The 14288-nt window shown below is 69.3% G+C and carries 13 protein-coding genes; 2 read left to right on the forward strand and 11 right to left on the reverse strand.

All coding sequences use genetic code 11. The features are described from left to right. The first annotated feature begins 29 nt into the window (after nucleotides 1-29). Nucleotides 30-830 (forward strand): HAD family hydrolase, encoded by an 801-nt coding sequence (locus SD37_RS40685; RefSeq protein ID WP_044849778.1) that lies wholly within the window; start codon nucleotides 30-32, stop codon nucleotides 828-830. A gap of 3 nt (nucleotides 831-833) precedes the next feature. On the opposite strand, the gene SD37_RS40690 is transcribed toward SD37_RS40685, so the two are convergent. The 4 genes from SD37_RS40690 to SD37_RS40705 are packed head-to-tail and all read right to left on the reverse strand — an operon-like array spanning nucleotide 834 to nucleotide 5575. Next, entirely contained in the window at nucleotides 834-1685 is an 852-nt protein-coding gene (locus tag SD37_RS40690) for a hypothetical protein (protein ID WP_044849684.1), read from the reverse strand. 49 nt (nucleotides 1686-1734) lie between these two features. Beyond that, nucleotides 1735-2469, reverse strand: a complete 735-nt coding sequence (locus tag SD37_RS40695) for a lysophospholipid acyltransferase family protein (RefSeq protein ID WP_044849683.1) — start codon at nucleotides 2467-2469, stop codon at nucleotides 1735-1737. Nucleotides 2470-2522: 53 nt separating this feature from the next. After that, complete coding sequence (wsfD, locus tag SD37_RS40700; RefSeq protein ID WP_052674797.1) at nucleotides 2523-3968, reverse strand: glycan biosynthesis hexose transferase WsfD; 1446 nt, start codon at nucleotides 3966-3968, stop codon at nucleotides 2523-2525. Then, complete coding sequence (locus tag SD37_RS40705) at nucleotides 3965-5575, reverse strand: hypothetical protein (RefSeq protein WP_044849682.1); 1611 nt, start codon at nucleotides 5573-5575, stop codon at nucleotides 3965-3967. Before SD37_RS40705 ends, wsfD begins: the two co-directional genes overlap by 4 nt. Nucleotides 5576-5840: 265 nt before the next feature. Between SD37_RS40705 and SD37_RS40710 the strand changes: the two genes are divergently transcribed. Continuing rightward, nucleotides 5841-7778 carry a DUF6541 family protein gene (locus tag SD37_RS40710; RefSeq protein WP_044849681.1) on the forward strand — a complete coding sequence of 646 codons (1938 nt, stop codon included), beginning with the start codon at nucleotides 5841-5843 and terminating at the stop codon, nucleotides 7776-7778. A 40-nt stretch (nucleotides 7779-7818) separates the two neighbouring features. Here the strand turns inward: SD37_RS40710 and SD37_RS40715 are convergent, their stop codons facing one another. Genes SD37_RS40715 through SD37_RS40745 form a run of 7 tightly spaced genes read right to left on the reverse strand, consistent with a single transcriptional unit; the run spans nucleotide 7819 to nucleotide 14219 of the window. Beyond that, nucleotides 7819-8790, reverse strand: coding sequence for a lysylphosphatidylglycerol synthase transmembrane domain-containing protein (locus tag SD37_RS40715; RefSeq protein ID WP_044849680.1), 972 nt, complete (start codon nucleotides 8788-8790; stop codon nucleotides 7819-7821). A gap of 34 nt (nucleotides 8791-8824) precedes the next feature. Then, the gene (locus SD37_RS40720) at nucleotides 8825-10069 is read right to left on the reverse strand and encodes an acyl-CoA reductase (protein ID WP_044849679.1); all 1245 of its coding nucleotides are present in this window, start codon (nucleotides 10067-10069) and stop codon (nucleotides 8825-8827) included. After that, entirely contained in the window at nucleotides 10066-11118 is a 1053-nt protein-coding gene (locus SD37_RS40725) for a LuxE/PaaK family acyltransferase (protein ID WP_044849678.1), read from the reverse strand. The genes SD37_RS40720 and SD37_RS40725 overlap by 4 nt, the downstream gene beginning before the upstream one ends. Continuing rightward, a complete protein-coding gene (locus SD37_RS40730; protein WP_044849677.1) occupies nucleotides 11115-12512 on the reverse strand; it encodes an AMP-binding protein in 1398 nt (465 codons plus the stop codon). The genes SD37_RS40725 and SD37_RS40730 overlap by 4 nt, the downstream gene beginning before the upstream one ends. Then, nucleotides 12512-13237 (reverse strand): SDR family NAD(P)-dependent oxidoreductase, encoded by a 726-nt coding sequence (locus SD37_RS40735; protein ID WP_044849676.1) that lies wholly within the window; start codon nucleotides 13235-13237, stop codon nucleotides 12512-12514. The genes SD37_RS40730 and SD37_RS40735 overlap by 1 nt, the downstream gene beginning before the upstream one ends. Next, nucleotides 13237-13476 carry an acyl carrier protein gene (locus SD37_RS40740; RefSeq protein ID WP_044849675.1) on the reverse strand — a complete coding sequence of 80 codons (240 nt, stop codon included), beginning with the start codon at nucleotides 13474-13476 and terminating at the stop codon, nucleotides 13237-13239. The genes SD37_RS40735 and SD37_RS40740 overlap by 1 nt, the downstream gene beginning before the upstream one ends. 17 nt (nucleotides 13477-13493) lie before the next feature. Next, entirely contained in the window at nucleotides 13494-14219 is a 726-nt protein-coding gene (locus tag SD37_RS40745; RefSeq protein ID WP_044849674.1) for an acyl-ACP--UDP-N-acetylglucosamine O-acyltransferase family protein, read from the reverse strand. Between the last annotated feature and the right edge of the window lie 69 nt (nucleotides 14220-14288).

A 14288-nucleotide genomic window follows, 5' to 3' on the forward strand; every position in this document is an offset into this window, starting at 1 on the left:
GGGACAATGTGACGGTGGAGAAACCCCTTCTGATCGCCTCCGACGTCGACGGCACCCTGCTCGGCCCGATGGAGGTCCTGACCGAACGCACGGTCGACATCGTCCGGCGCGTCACCGAGGCCGGGGTGCCGTTCGTGCTGGTCAGCGGCCGTCCGCCGCGCTGGATCGCCCCGATCGCGGACCCGCTCGACCTGACCGGTTACGCCGTCTGCGCGAACGGCGCGGTGCTGTACGAGATCGGGACGGACCGGATCGTGGCGGTCCACGGCCTGCTGGAACCCCAGCTGCTGCACGACACGGTGAGTGCTCTTGATCACGCTCTTCCCGGCTGCCGGTACGCCGCCGAGCGGATCGGCGAGTCCGCGCGGGACCCGCAGATGCGCAATTTCGTGATCGAGCCGGACTATCACAACCCCTGGGGCAACCACGAGGGCACGGAAGCGCCGAGGGCCGAGGTACTCGGGCATCCGGCGATCAAACTGATGATCAGCAGGCGCGGGATGAGTTCCGACGAGATGGCGCGGGCGGCGCGCGAGGTGCTCGACGGTTCGGTCGACATCACCTACTCGACGAACTCCGGCCTGATCGAAGTCGCCGCGCACGGCATCACGAAGGCGACCGGGCTGGCCGAAGTGGCCGGACGGCTGGGCGTCCCGGCCGAGCGGGTGATCGCGTTCGGCGACATGCCCAACGACGTCGAAATGCTCGGCTGGGCCGGGCACGGGGTGGCGATGGCCAACGGTCACCGCTACGTCCTGGACGTCGCCGACGAGGTGACGGCGCCGAACTCCGAAGACGGCGTCGCGCAGGTTCTCGAACGCTGGTTCTGACCGCTAACCGGCCTTGGCGAGGGTCACCGGCTGGCCGTCCTTCGCCAGGCCACCGATTTCGAGCGCCTTCCCGCCGTCGACCGGTTTGGCCGTCATGTCCGCACAGCCGCCGGAGGAGGCACGGAGCGACAGGTGGTCACCGGCGGTCGTCACCGTGCCGGCGCATTTGACGTGCATCTCCTGTTTCGGCGCGGGCGGCATGTCGATCTTCGCGCCGAAGGTGAACGTGAAGCGCCCGTCGCCATCGACGCTCAGGTCGTACGGGTCCTCGGTGGCCGGGCCGATCTTCGCGCCGTCCCGATGCCACTTCCCGACCGCTTCGGCGACCTTGGGCTCCGCCTTCTGCGAGCCGTAGATGGCCGCTCCGCCGCCCCCGAGCGCGACCACGAGCACGGCGATGCCACTGACCAGCCCGCCGGTCCCGAACCGCACGGAACCGATGTGGTACTTCTTCATCTTCACGCGGTTGTTGCTGCCGGAGATCCGGATGTCGCGCTGGTCGCCGGACTGGTCGTAATGCCTGCTGCGGTCCACCTGCGACACCCGCGAGCTGTACCGCGCCCCGGCGCCCTGCACGAAGATCCCCTGGGTCAGCCTGTCGAGCTGCGTGAAGAACGACGGATCCTGACGGGCCTCCGCGACGACCGCCTCGACCGTCTGCTGTCTTCGCTCCGGGGATCCGGGGTCCCGTTCGAGCCCGTCGAGGACCCGGGCACCCCATGACGTCCGGCGCAGCCGTTGCGAGAGCAGCCGGTACACCTGGTCCACCGCGGCCGAACCGGCGCGTTCCGCACCGGTGGTCAGCTGCCGTGCCACCGCATCGACAGCGTGTCCGGCCACCTCCCCGATGTCCATCTCACCAGTGTCGGCAGGCGACGCGGGGAGACGCACCGCCGAACGGGTTCTAGCGGCGCTCGCGGTCCAGTTCGGCGGCCTCTTCCGGGGTCGGCGCGGTGCCGCCGAGGTGCTTGGGAAGCCACCAGCGCTCGTCGTCGGAGCCCGGCTTCTCCGGGTAGTCCGCCTGGACCCGGTCCACGAGCGCGGACATCCGCCCGCGGAGGTCCTTCGTCAGGACTTCGGCGTCATCGTCGGCCTTCGGATGGATCGGCTCGCCGACGAGGATCGAGATCGGGACGTGGCGTTTGGTGAGGTCCTTCGGACGGCCCTTGGTCCACAGCCGCTGCGTACCCCACAACGCCATCGGGACGACCGGGACACCGGCTTCGGCGGCCATGCGGACCGCGCCGGACTTGATGTCCTTCACGGTGAACGAGCGGCTGATCGTGGCCTCGGGGAACACCCCGACGACCTCTCCGGCCTTCAGCCGTTCGACGGCTTCCCGGTACGACGCGAGACCCGCGCCGCGGTCGACGGAGATGTGGTGCATCCCGCGCATGAGCGGTCCGGCGATCCGGTTGCTGAAGATCTCCTTCTTCGCCATGAACCTGACCAGGCGTTTCGCCGGTTGCGCGCCGAGACCGCAGAAGATGAAGTCGAGGTAGCTCACGTGATTGCAGGCGATGACCGCCCCGCCGGTGGCCGGGATGTGCTCGGTCCCCTCCACCCGGATGCGGTTGTCCAGCACCCGGAACATCAACTTCGCCGCCATGATGACGGGCGGGTAAACGAGCTCAGCCATTCGTCCAGGTTACGCTACCGTAGGGTAACCAACCTACGGTCGCGTAGGTCACATCACTCAGAGCGCTCCTGACGGGCGAAGGTCACCAGCGCCAGGACGACGCCGAGCAGCGTGCAGTACAGCGCGATCACCTGGTGCTTGACGTTCTCCAGGCCGTCGCCCAGCGCCGCCAGCGCGAACTGCCCGGCGGCGACGGCGAGGAGGAACCCGAGCGCGACGCCCAGCGCGACGCGCCGGGTCTTCCAGCCGCGCCACGCGAGCAGGAACCAGATCGGCAGCAAGGCGAAGAAACCCAGTGGTGCCAAGAGCTTCGTGATGGCCGACGCCACCGGAACGCGGTACTCCTGTGCTTCGGGGGCGAATCCGGCCGACTGGTCGAAGCTGCCGAGGTAGGGCGGCCGCGCGGTGAGCAGGTCGCCCGCCGCGCGGTGCAGGATCTCCGTGGTGCGCCAAGGATGTGTCGCGAAGTACTCGACGACGTTGCGCCTGCTGATCCGTTCGCGGTACTGCGGGTACCCGGGATCCAGCGTGGCGGGCTTCGGATGCCACCAGCCGTTGCCCGCGTACTGGCCGAACGAGGCGGGCAGCCCCAGCGCGGCCAGATCGGCGGCGGTGTCGTGCTGACCGTCCACAATGGTCAGAAAGATCGTGTTGAACATGTTGATCTCGCGTGAATCGTCGCCGGGACGCGCGGCGAGGGAGCCGTCGGGTAGCTTCGCCGGTTCGACGGTCTGCTGGGCGTAGGCCGTTCCCCCGGCGAGAACGCCGATGACAAAGACCGCGGGCAGCCAGCGCTTCAGGCCGCGTACGCCCGCCGGGCGGACGAGGAGCACGGCGAGCGCCAGCAGCGGCAGGATCATCAGGGTCTGCACCTTGGCGTTGACCGCGATGATGCCGCCGAACGACAGCACCACAAGGCCCGCGTAGCGCCACAGGCCCGGCCGCCCGGCCACCAGCAGGCCACCGACGGCGAGGAGCAGGCCGAGGAACGCGGCGCCTTCGCCCAGCACGGCCGCGAAGTAGCCGAAGAACGCGGAGTCCGCGACGACCAGCAGCAGCCCGGCTGCCGCGAGAACGCGGACGCGCCGCGAGTACGGCAGGCCGACGACGATCAGCGCGACCGCGGCGGCGGCGAGGACGCTCATGAGCACGCCGAGGACGACCAGGCTGAGTGTCGAATCCAGGCCGAGCAATCCACCGATTGACCGGGCGATCCTCGCGAACCAGCTCTGGCTCAGCAGATACGTCGCGTCGCATTCGCCCGCCGGGACGGTGTATTCGAGCCGGACGAACGGCTCCGGCTTGCCCTTCCAGGGAATGCCCGCGCCGCACAGCACGCGGAAGCCGTCGCCGTTGTCGGACATCGCGACCGGCCGCGGCACGAGGAAGCGGACGAGCAGCACGGTGAGCGCGGCGGCGAACACGCCGAAACCGAACAGGCGCGAAGGTGCTTCAAGCGCAACTGGTCGGCTGACGGGGACGCGTTCCTCGACACTCACGAAGGGCACGGTACGTGGCGGAAATCGGGCGAGAAGTCGAGGGCCGCGATGACCGACCGCTCGACATCGGCCCGCAAGAACACGGTGAGCCACATCGAAGTGCCTTCACGCACGAAGGTCGCGACGCGGTATCTCAGCGCGTACGCCGGGTCCATCACGCAGGACTGCGCCGCCGAGTAGCCGCTGTCGGTGATGACGGCGATCGTCGGACGCCGCCGGGAGACGACCGCCTCGCCCGTGTCCTCGGTCTGGCCGCGGACGCCGACGATCTGCAGTTGCGTCCCGGCGTGGTACGAGAGCACGCCGGGCGCGGACGTGCTCACGACCGAACCGGGCGGCAGGTAGCCGTCGAGCCAGCGGCCGATCTCCTCCATCTGGGCGCCGTGGTCGTGCCAGGCACGCACGCGGGGCAGCATGTCCGGGCTGAACACCGAGGTCACCACCGCGAGCCCGGACAGCGTCACCGCGGCGGCGGGCATCAGCCGCTGGACGGGCGTCCTCGGCCGCGGGCTGGGTTTCGTAACCGCGGTGAGCACGCCGTAGACCGACACCGCCGCCACCGCCAGCAGCGGCGGGATCGGCGCCAGCAGACGCCACGCGGGCCCGGCGTCGCCGCCGAAGAAGACCACGAAGCCGGTGAGCACGACGGCCGTGACGAGCATCAGCCAGGTCAGCGATCTGGCCTCGGCCTCCTGCGGCGTGCGGCCGTTGCGGCGCAGCACCAACGCCACCGCCGCGATCAGGCCGAGCAGGAGGAACCCCTGGTGGACCACCGAGAACCCGGAGAGGTACCGCCAGCCGAGGTCGATCCGCGCGCGGACATCGATGTCGAAGGGGATGAGGACCGAGGTCGGCAGGACGTGGTTGTAGTAGGTGACCCGCCACGCCGTCCACGGCGCGACGAAGACGAGCCCGCCGAGCAGCCAGCCCACCGGCGACCACCAGGTGTACCGGCCGCGCAGCGCGCCGATGACCAGCCAGCCCCCGACGAGCACCGCGAGCAGCGTTCCCGAGGGGCGCGTCATCATCGCGAAGGCGACGAGGACACCGGCGAAGACCGGGCGCCGGGCCGCGAGCGACGCGAAGACGCCGAACAGGAGCAGCACGAACAACGGCGTCTCGGTGCCGGAGCCGCCGTACGCGGCGAGTCCGCCGGCGCCCGCGACGAGCACCGCGGCGGCCACGCCGTAGGCCGGACGAGGCTCACCCGCGGCCCTCGCGACCACCCGGTTCACCGTCACGTACGCGACCAGGACGGCGCCGAGGGTGCCGAGGACGCCGAGCACGATCGCCGAGGTCTCGATATCGGCCCCGAAAGCGGCTTTCGGCAACGCGATCGCGATCATCCAGAGGAAATTCGCGTACCCCTCGATCCGTTCGCCCGTGTTGAACACCGGGCCATTGCCGTCGGCGATGTTCTGCGCGTAGCGGAAAGTGATGTACGCGTCCTCCGCGATGGTCGAGAACACCAGCTGGTGCACCAGTGAGAAACCGAGGGTCAACGCGAGCGCGACGGCGCGCCAATTCTCGTCGGCGCCGATCTTGGGCCAGGCCACGAGGACGAAGGCGGCGACCACGAACCAGGCGCCGACGACCGCGACCACCACCTGATCCCCCCCCTCCCGGGCCGAGCCTCTCCCCTGCTGAAAAGACTACGGTCAAGTATCGATCACCGGGCCAAGGTGTTTCTTTCGGCGCAGTGAGTTGACACGAATGGGCGAGCGCTGTCTGCACGGAGTAGGCACCGTTGCGCCGTTCTGCTCGTCGGTATGTGACTCGTTCGAGTAACGGGCCCTGCCGGTTTAATCTGGCTGTCCATTCCGTTCCGCACCTCGGGGGTTCTGTGCGGATTCCCCCACCCCGAGGAAGCTTGTGCCCACCGAGACCACCGCGCTGACCGACGTCGTCACGGTCTGCGTCGCTCTGCTCGTCATCGGCCTTCCCGGCCTGCTCACCGGCCTCGCGGCGGGACTGCGCGGCTGGGTGCTGGCGGGGATGACACCACTGCTGAGCTACGCCGTCGGTGGCCTCTCCGGGCCGTGGGCGGCGGCTCTCGGCCTCCCGTTCACCCCCGTGACCTACGCGGTGGCGACGGCCTTGTTCGCCGGTGTCGCTTACGGCCTGCGACGGCTCACCCAGCGTCGGTGGCCGCCCGCCCCGGAGGAACCGCTGTGGGGGCGGGCAGGGCACCTCGCCGTCGTGGCGTGCCTGCTGCTCGCGAGCGCGGTCGGGATGTACGCGGTGGTGCGCGGGATGGGCAGGCTGGACGCCATTCCTCAGGGTTTCGACGCGGTCTACCACGCGAACGGCGTCCGGGAGATCGCGGAAACCGGGGACGGGAGCCTGTTCGGCACCGGCGAGGTCAACTGGTACGGCGACGCGGCGCCGGTGTTCTACCCCAACGCGTATCACCTGCTGGCGTCGGTGGTGTACCTGCTCAGCCCGGCGAGCATCCCGCTGACACTGGACGTGAACACCGCGCTGCTGCCCGCGTTGCTCGCGTTGTCGCTGGTCACCATGGTGCGGGTGTTCCGTGGCCGCGCGGTGTTCGCGGGCGCGGTCGCGCTGGTGTCCATCGCGCCGGTGATGGGGCTGTACGAATCGATGAGCCGGGGGCCGCTGCTGCCGTTCCTGCTCGGCCTCGCGCTGACCCCGCTGGCCGCCGTCGCGGTGAAGCGGTACCTCGACCGCCCGGCCCCCGACACCGGCTTCGTGCTGTTGCTCGCGGCGGTCGGACTGCTGTGCGTGCATTCGTCGGCGTTGTTCGGCGCGATCCTGTTCGCCGGTCCGCTGCTGCTTCAGCGCTGGGTCGCGCCGGGCGAGCGGTGGCGGCGGATCGGGCGGGATCTGCGCGCGCTGGCGATCGTCGGTGTCGTCGCGATCCTCGTGGCCGGGTTGCAGCTGTTCGGGGCGCTCGGGCTCGCGAACGGCGAGGTGCCCTACCGCAGCTGGCCGGTCGAATGGCGGGCGACGACCGCGCTCGGCGCGCTGCTCGGTTTCCAGCACTACGAGCCGTACCCGCAGATCTGGCTTTCGGTGGCGCTGCTGCTGGGCTTCATCTTCTTCTCACGGGCGGGTGCGCTGCGCTGGATCGGCGTGACGGCGTTGGTCACCGGCGTCGCCTACATCGCGGTGGCCTCCTCGGAGCAGCCGATCGTGCTGGCGCTTTCCCGGCCGTGGTGGAACGACCCGTACCGGTTCATCTCGATGGCGACCGTCCCGCTTGCGGTCATCGCCGCGCACGGGCTCGCCGAGTCGCAGGCGTGGCTGCGGGACACCGTGGCGCACCGGAAGGTGCCGGCGTTCCTCGTCGCGGTGGCGGTCTTCGGCGGGTTCGTGGTCCTGAGCAACGGTTTCTACGCGCGATCCAACGCGGAGAAGGTCGCGCCCGGCTACGCGAACACGGCCGGTATCAACCCGCACAAGCTGCCGGTGAGCCCGGACGAGGTCGTGGCGATGGAGAAACTCGCCGAGTTCGTGAAACCCGGCGAGCGCGTGCTCAACGACCGGCTCGACGGGACGGTGTGGACCTACGCGCTGTCCGGTGTCCGTACGACGTCCGGGCATTTCGACGAGACGCTGTCGCCGTCGGACGCCCGGCTGCTGGAGTGGCACTTCCGCGAGTATCCGTCGAACCCCGACGTGCGGGCGGCCGTGCGGCGGCTGAACGTGCGCTGGGTGATCCTCGGGCAGTACGGCTACCCGCCGGGGGCGCCGCGTCAGGCGGGGCTGCGCGACTTGGGTGGCCTGAAGTTCGTCACCGAGGTGTACCGCAACGCCGACGCCGTCATCTACCGCCTGAACCCCTGACCCATTTCGTCCTCTGATTGCGCAAGTGTCATCCAGAGGACTAAACGCGGGCTGAGACGAGGCGGGCGGAGAGCGCGGCGGCGCCGGCGGTGATCAGGTCGGCGACGGTGAACATGACCCGTGAGGCGATGGCGAACGCCGTCGCCTGGACGACGGTCAAGCCCGACGCGGTGAGCACGGCGACCTGGGCGACCTCCCGGACGCCGACCCCGCTGGGCAGGATGAACGCGAACGTCCCGACGGTCATCGCGACGGCCATCGCGCCGACGCACAGCACGAAGCCGCTGAAGCCGGGTGTGCCGACCGAGTTCGCCAGCAGCCACAGGTGCACGCCCTGCAGAGCCCAGGCGGCCGTCGACGAGCCGAAGACCTTCCCGATGACCGACCAGCTCAGCCGGTGGTCCAGCGGCGGTCGACGCAGGATCCGCAGCACGAGCGACGTGCCCCAGGTGAGCACGCGCGGATGGAGCATCGCCAGCCCGACCGGGATGAGCACGAACAGCCACAGCGCCCGCGGGCTGTTGCTGAACACCGCGGGGGCCGCGAGCAGCGAGACGACCAGCGCGGACACCACGCCGACGCCGAGCTGGATCAGCGAACCGGTGAAGATCCGGGCCCTGGCGAGCCCGGCCTTGCGGCCCAGCTCCATCTGCAGCAGGTACGCCCACACCGACCCCGGCACGTACTTGCCGAGCGAGCCGACGAGGCAGATCTGGGCGCCGCGGGCGTAGCCGATCGGCTTGCCGAGGTCGTCGACCATGACCTGCCAGCCGTAGGTCGACACCATGATCGCGGCGACGAGCGCGAGCAGGCTCAAGGTGGAGGATTCCCAGGCGACCTCGGACAAGGTCCGCCAGAATTCACCCCAATTGGTGACAAGTGTCTTCGCCGCGAAAGCGACGACCAGGAGGATGGCGATCCAGCGGACGACGTCGAGGATCTTCGCCTTCGTGGATTTCGGTTGTTTTACAGCAACCGAAGACTCCTCTTCGGGCGTTTCGACGGTCGTCACTGAACCTCCTCTGCTGCTACCTCGTCACCGCAGGTCAGGCCTGTACGGTCACCAAGCGGCTGAACTCGGTCAGCAGATCGTAGCCGTCCCAAATCGCGGAGAACGTCAGGGCCGATCCGAACGGAACGACCCGGTCGACGCCGCGGCCCGCCAATTCCGTCACGAATTGCGTCAATTCTTCTTTGCTGAAGCCGAATTGACCGACGGTTTGATCTTTGCGGAGCACGATCGGGACGAGGTCGGAAAGCGAGTCGACCCGCGCGTTGGCGAAAGTGCCCGCGCCGAGCCACTCACGCGGCAGGACCGCGGCGTTAGACAGTTCCAACATCGCAATGCCGTTGCCCTGGAACTCGATGCCGTTGACGAGCCCGTCGACGGCCGCGCCGTAGGCCGAAACCCGCTTCTGGACGGCCATGGCGGGCTCGGTGACGTGCTGTTTCGTCGCCAGCACTTCGGCGAGCAGCTTCCGGAACTCCTGCCCTGCTTCGCGGGCGCCGTCCTCGTCGCCGACCCAGAACACCGCGCGCGGTGACGAGCAGGCGGCCTGGTCGAACCAGTAGGAGTCGTTGTAGAAACCCTCGGCCGCGCCACGGCGTTCGGCCTCGGAGGCGTTCTGCCAGCCGCGCACCGACGCGACCGCGAACGACGACCGGTCCGGGAAGGTCAGGTCGCGCGCGTGCGGCGCCAGCGGGTACTTGCGCAGCGCCGCGACCGAGGCGTCGCCACCCCAGATGACCCGCAGGTCGGCGGCGACCGAAAGCGCGCCGCTGATCTCGTCGCTGCGGTCGTAGGTGACCATGCGCTGCGTCGCGGTGATCGCGGCGGCGGTGTCGGCGTCCACTTCGGACAGTGCGGCGTTCAGTGCCTCCAGCACCGTTTCCGCGGCCCCGGCCGAACGCGACGACACGCGGACGACGTTGTGGTTGCCCGCCAGCGCGGAAAGTGCCCACGAGTACACGAAGATCGTGTCGACGTTGGCGGGCGGGACGTGGAAGACCAGCCCGCGTGGGAAGCGCAGCGCGTCCCCGGAGGTTTCCAAAGTGGACAGCGCTTTGGCGATCTCTCCCTTGCGCAGGAAGAAGCCGAGCGAAGCCAGCTCCGGGAAGCGGCGCGCTGTCGCGGGCGCGAGGAGCTTGCGCGCGAACTTCGTCAGGAACTCGACGACGCGCGGGTCGCCCACGCGCAGCCGTCCGCCGACGGGCTCGGCGCGCAGCTCTTCGATCAGCGAGGAGACTTCGATCGCGTCGCCGAGCGGGAAACGCTGGTTCAGTGTGCTCATGCCGCCGCCCCCTGGAAGGTGTCCGAGCAGCCGCGGGCCTCGGCCTTGGGCAGCCTGCCGTGCACCGAGAAGTGCTTGCCCGGCCAGTCGCCGTCGTCGATCCCGTTGTAGACACCGAGGTCCTCGGTGAGCAGGACGTGCCCCGGGTACGAACGCGGCAGCGTGCTGACGACCTCGATCACCCCGGGGACACCGACCGGCTGCTCTTCCCAGGTCTCCGGATCCCGGATCACGACGTCCGCGAAATCGGGGCAGTACAGGGAGTTCCCGGACGGACCTTCGAGGAACACGGTGCCGATCTGCTCGATCATCCCGTAGTAGTTGTGGATCCGGGTGAGGCCGGTGTCCTCTTTGAACCGGCGACGGAACTCGGTGTTGTCCACCGCGCGGTCGATCAGCTTCTTCCAGCCGCCGGAGTGGATGAGAATCCCGTTGGACAGGTCCAGCTTGTGCTCACGCGCGACTTCGTAGAGGTACTGCCACACCATGAAGGTGAAGCCGAAGATCAGGAACGGCTTGTCGCCGTAGGTCGCGAGGAACGTCTTGACCGCCTCGACGTCCGGCTGGTCGTTCTCGTCGAGCACGTAGGTGTGCTTGCGGCCGAAGTTCGCCATGCCCAGCACACCCGCGCCGCGCGCGGAGAACGAGCGGCGGTTCTTGATGATGCCGATGGTGTCGACCATCAGCATCGGCAGCCGCTCGTTGCCGAGGACCTCCTGCAACGTGGCGCCGAGCTGCTTGGTCTGCGCGCCGGCGGCGTCCTTGTCCAGGTAGATCCTCGACGCGCCCGCGCCGGTGGTGCCCGAGGAGGTCAGCGTCTTGAAGATCTCGGACTCGGGAATGCTGCGCAGGTCGTGGGTCTTGAACATCCGCACCGGCAGCCACGGCAGGTCCGCGATGGAAGCGAACTCCGCGTCCCGCGCGATGCCCAGCGACGAGAGGATGCGCTCGTAACCCTCGGAGTTCTCGCGGTGGTGCGCGGTCAGCTCGGCGAGCTGCGGAAGCAACTGCTTCTCGCGCTCGGCCTGAGACAACGTAAAGACGCTCATACCTGGGCCTCCAGCGACCGGTAGTCGATCTTGCCGCTGGCGAGCAGCGGCACGGTGTCGATGGGGCGGACGTCGAACCCGCTGGTGTGCAGGTGCAGCCGCTCGGACAGCGCCTTCGCCGCGTCCTTGCAGATGTCCTTGTCGGCGCCTTCGGCGAAAAGGACGACCTTGTCCCCGGCCGGGACGGCGGCCACGACGTCGATCCCCACCGAGGCAGAACGCACGGCGTGCTCGAGATCATCCAGGCTGACGCGGTTGCCGAAAACCTTGCCGATCCGCTTGAGCCGTCCGGTGATGTAGAGGAACCCGTCCTCGTCGAGGTAGCCGAGGTCGCCGGTGGCCAGCACGCCGCCGTATTCGTCGCCCGCGGCCAGCCCGGCCTCGTCGTCGGCGTAGCCCATCATCACGTTGGGCCCGCGGTAGACGACCTCGCCGACGATCTTCGGATGCTTGGTCTCGGAGCCGTCCTCGCGCCGGATGGCGAACGAGCCGCCGGGCAGCGCGGGCCCGGCCGAACCGAGCTTCTCCGCGAGCCGCTCCGCCGGGACGGTGGTCATCCGCGGCGCGGCCTCGGTCTGCCCGTACATCACGAACATCCGCCCGCCGACCGCGCGGATCTTGTCGTTGAACTGGGCGACGAGATCGTCGCGGAGCTTGCCGCCCGCCTGGGTCAGCGTGCGCAGCGTCGGATATTTCGCCGGGTCGAACTTGAGGCGCCGCAGCATCTCGTAGTGGTACGGCACGCCCGCGAGCGAGGTGACCTTGTGCTCGTTGACCGCGTCCCAGAACCCGCGCCCGAGGACGCCGGAGGGCTCGATGACCACGGTCGCCCCGCGGACGAGGTGGGAGTTCAGCACGGACAGGCCGTAGCTGTAGTGCAGCGGGAGACTGGTCGGCGCGACCTCGTCGCGGTCGATGCCGAGTACCTGCGCGATCGCGTCGGCGTTGGACAGCACCGCGCCGCGCGAGAGCCGGACCAGCTTGGGATTCCCGGTGGAACCGCTGGTCGGCAGCAGGACCGCGAGATGCGGATGCGGCTCGACCCCTTCGCCCGCCTCGCGGACCCAGTGTCCGTCGGAGACGCCGTAACCCTCGGGTGCGGGCGCGTCCGGCGCGGACAGCACGGCGGCCGGGCGGAAGCGCTCGATGAGCCCCGCCAGGACGTCGGCGTCCAGCGCCGGGTCGATCAGCGCGATCGCGCGGCCCGCCTCGAAAGCGCCGAGGTAGTTCAGCACGCTTCCGAGGTCCACCGACATCCGCGCGAACAGTGCGCCCGGCGGCAGCAGCGACAACGCGGCCCCGACCCGGGTGACCTCGGCGTCGAGTTCCTCGCCGGCGAGCGTCTTGCCGCTCGTGACGTCGATCAGTCGTGCACCCACACCCAAGAGGGTCATCAGAGAACAAGTCCTCCATCGATGCCCAGCACCTGGCCGGTGATGAACGAGGCGTCATCACTGACGAGGAACCGGATCGCGTTCGCCACGTCCTCGGGCGTCCCGAGCCGCCCGAGCGGGGTCTTGCCGATGTTCTCGGCCTTGGCGTCCTCGCTCAGGCCCGAGGTCAGGTCGGTGTCGATGACGCCGGGCGCCACCGCGTTGACCCGGATGCCGGACCGGCCGAGTTCCTTCGCGGCCGAACGCGCGATGTTCGCCACCGCCGCCTTCGACGCCGCGTACACCGTCTGACCGGCGCTTCCGTGCTCTCCGACGATCGAAGCCAGCACCACGATGGCACCGGTCTTCTTGCGCATCATCGCCCTGGCCGCGGCCTGGACGGTGTGCAGCGTGCCGGCGACGTTCGTGCTCAGCGTGGTGTCGACCAGCTCCTCGCGGATCATGCCGAGGAGCGCGTCCTCCATGATCCCGGCGTTGGCGACGACGATGTCGAGCTTGCCGTGCTCCTTGGCCACCCCGCGGACCAGCGTCGACACGGCCTTGGCGTCGGTGACGTCCAGCGCGAGCCCGTCCGCCGCCCCCGCCGCGGCCGCCGCTTCCTTGGCCTTGGCCTCGTCACGGCCGGTCAGCACGACGGTGGCGCCCGCCTCGGCGAGCGCCCGCGCGGTCGCGAGCCCGATCCCCCGCGTTCCACCGGTGACCAGGGCGATCTTGCCTTCGAGCATCACTTGTTCTGGAGGTCCGTGACCATGTCGACGGCGACCTTGAAGCTGGACATGTCGATCACCTGATCGGTGTCGAACTCCACATCGAACTCGTCTTCGATGGCCGCGACGAGCGCCATGTGACCGACCGAGTCCCACGCCTCGATGTCGCGGTACTTCAGGTTTTCGACGTCGACCTCGCCGTCGAGGTCCAGCGCCTCGACGAAGACCTCACGCAGCTTGCCGGCGACATCCGCCATCGTTCGACTCCTAGTACTCACTCGCGCGGACGGGCGTCCCACGCCTTCACCAAGGTAGAGAGGTCGCCGGGCAGCCGGTCGGCCAGCCCGTCCTCAGGGAGACCCGCCTTACCCTTCAGCCACGGTCCCAGCGCCTCGATGGTGGCCTCGTCCAGCCCTCGCCGGGACAGGCCCACCGTGTTGACGCCCGTGACGCGGGCCGGGTTGCCGACGGCGATGGTGAACGCGCCCACCTCCTTGCGGACCGCGGAGCTCATCCCGACCATCGCGCCGGGGCCGATGACGACCCGCTGGTGCAGGATCGCGCCCATACCGAGGTTCGCCCCGGACCAGATGTGGCAGTGGCCACCGGTGATGACGTTCGACGCGACCGTGACGGCGTCCTCGACCAGGCAGTCGTGCGCGATGTGGGAGCCCCGCAGGAAGTAGCCGCCGTCGCCGATGGTGGTCGTGCGCCAGGTGCCCTGGTGGACGCTGACGTACTCGCGGATCCGGTTACGGCTGCCGATGACGACCCCGTGGCCGTCGTGATCGGGATCACCGCTCGGCGCGGCCTCCCAGGCGGCCGGATGCTCGCGGCCGCGGTCCTCACCCGGGGTCCCGATGGTCACGTGCGGGCCGATCCAGTTGCCGTCCCCGACGCGGGTGGGGCCCACGATGACGGTGAACGGTCCGATGACGTTGTCGTCCCCGAGCTCGACACCCTCGCCGATGACTGCTGTCGGGTGGATGCGGTTCACCACGTGAGATCCGTTCGTTGTGGCTGGGAGGCAGCCTGGGGTATTGGGCGCTTCGGCGGTCCCGGTAACGTG

The organism is Amycolatopsis orientalis, from assembly GCF_000943515.2.
Classification (GTDB): Bacteria; Actinomycetota; Actinomycetes; order Mycobacteriales; family Pseudonocardiaceae; genus Amycolatopsis; species Amycolatopsis orientalis.

Coding starts and splice junctions, on each gene's coding strand:
- SD37_RS40690 (WP_044849684.1), bottom strand. CDS start 1,685: ATGGACATCGGGGAGGTGGCCGGACACGCTGTCGATGCGGTGGCACGG.
- SD37_RS40695 (WP_044849683.1), bottom strand. CDS start 2,469: ATGGCTGAGCTCGTTTACCCGCCCGTCATCATGGCGGCGAAGTTGATG.
- SD37_RS40720 (WP_044849679.1), bottom strand. CDS start 10,069: ATGAGCACACTGAACCAGCGTTTCCCGCTCGGCGACGCGATCGAAGTC.
- SD37_RS40725 (WP_044849678.1), bottom strand. CDS start 11,118: ATGAGCGTCTTTACGTTGTCTCAGGCCGAGCGCGAGAAGCAGTTGCTT.
- SD37_RS40730 (WP_044849677.1), bottom strand. CDS start 12,512: ATGACCCTCTTGGGTGTGGGTGCACGACTGATCGACGTCACGAGCGGC.
- SD37_RS40735 (WP_044849676.1), bottom strand. CDS start 13,237: ATGCTCGAAGGCAAGATCGCCCTGGTCACCGGTGGAACGCGGGGGATC.
- SD37_RS40740 (WP_044849675.1), bottom strand. CDS start 13,476: ATGGCGGATGTCGCCGGCAAGCTGCGTGAGGTCTTCGTCGAGGCGCTG.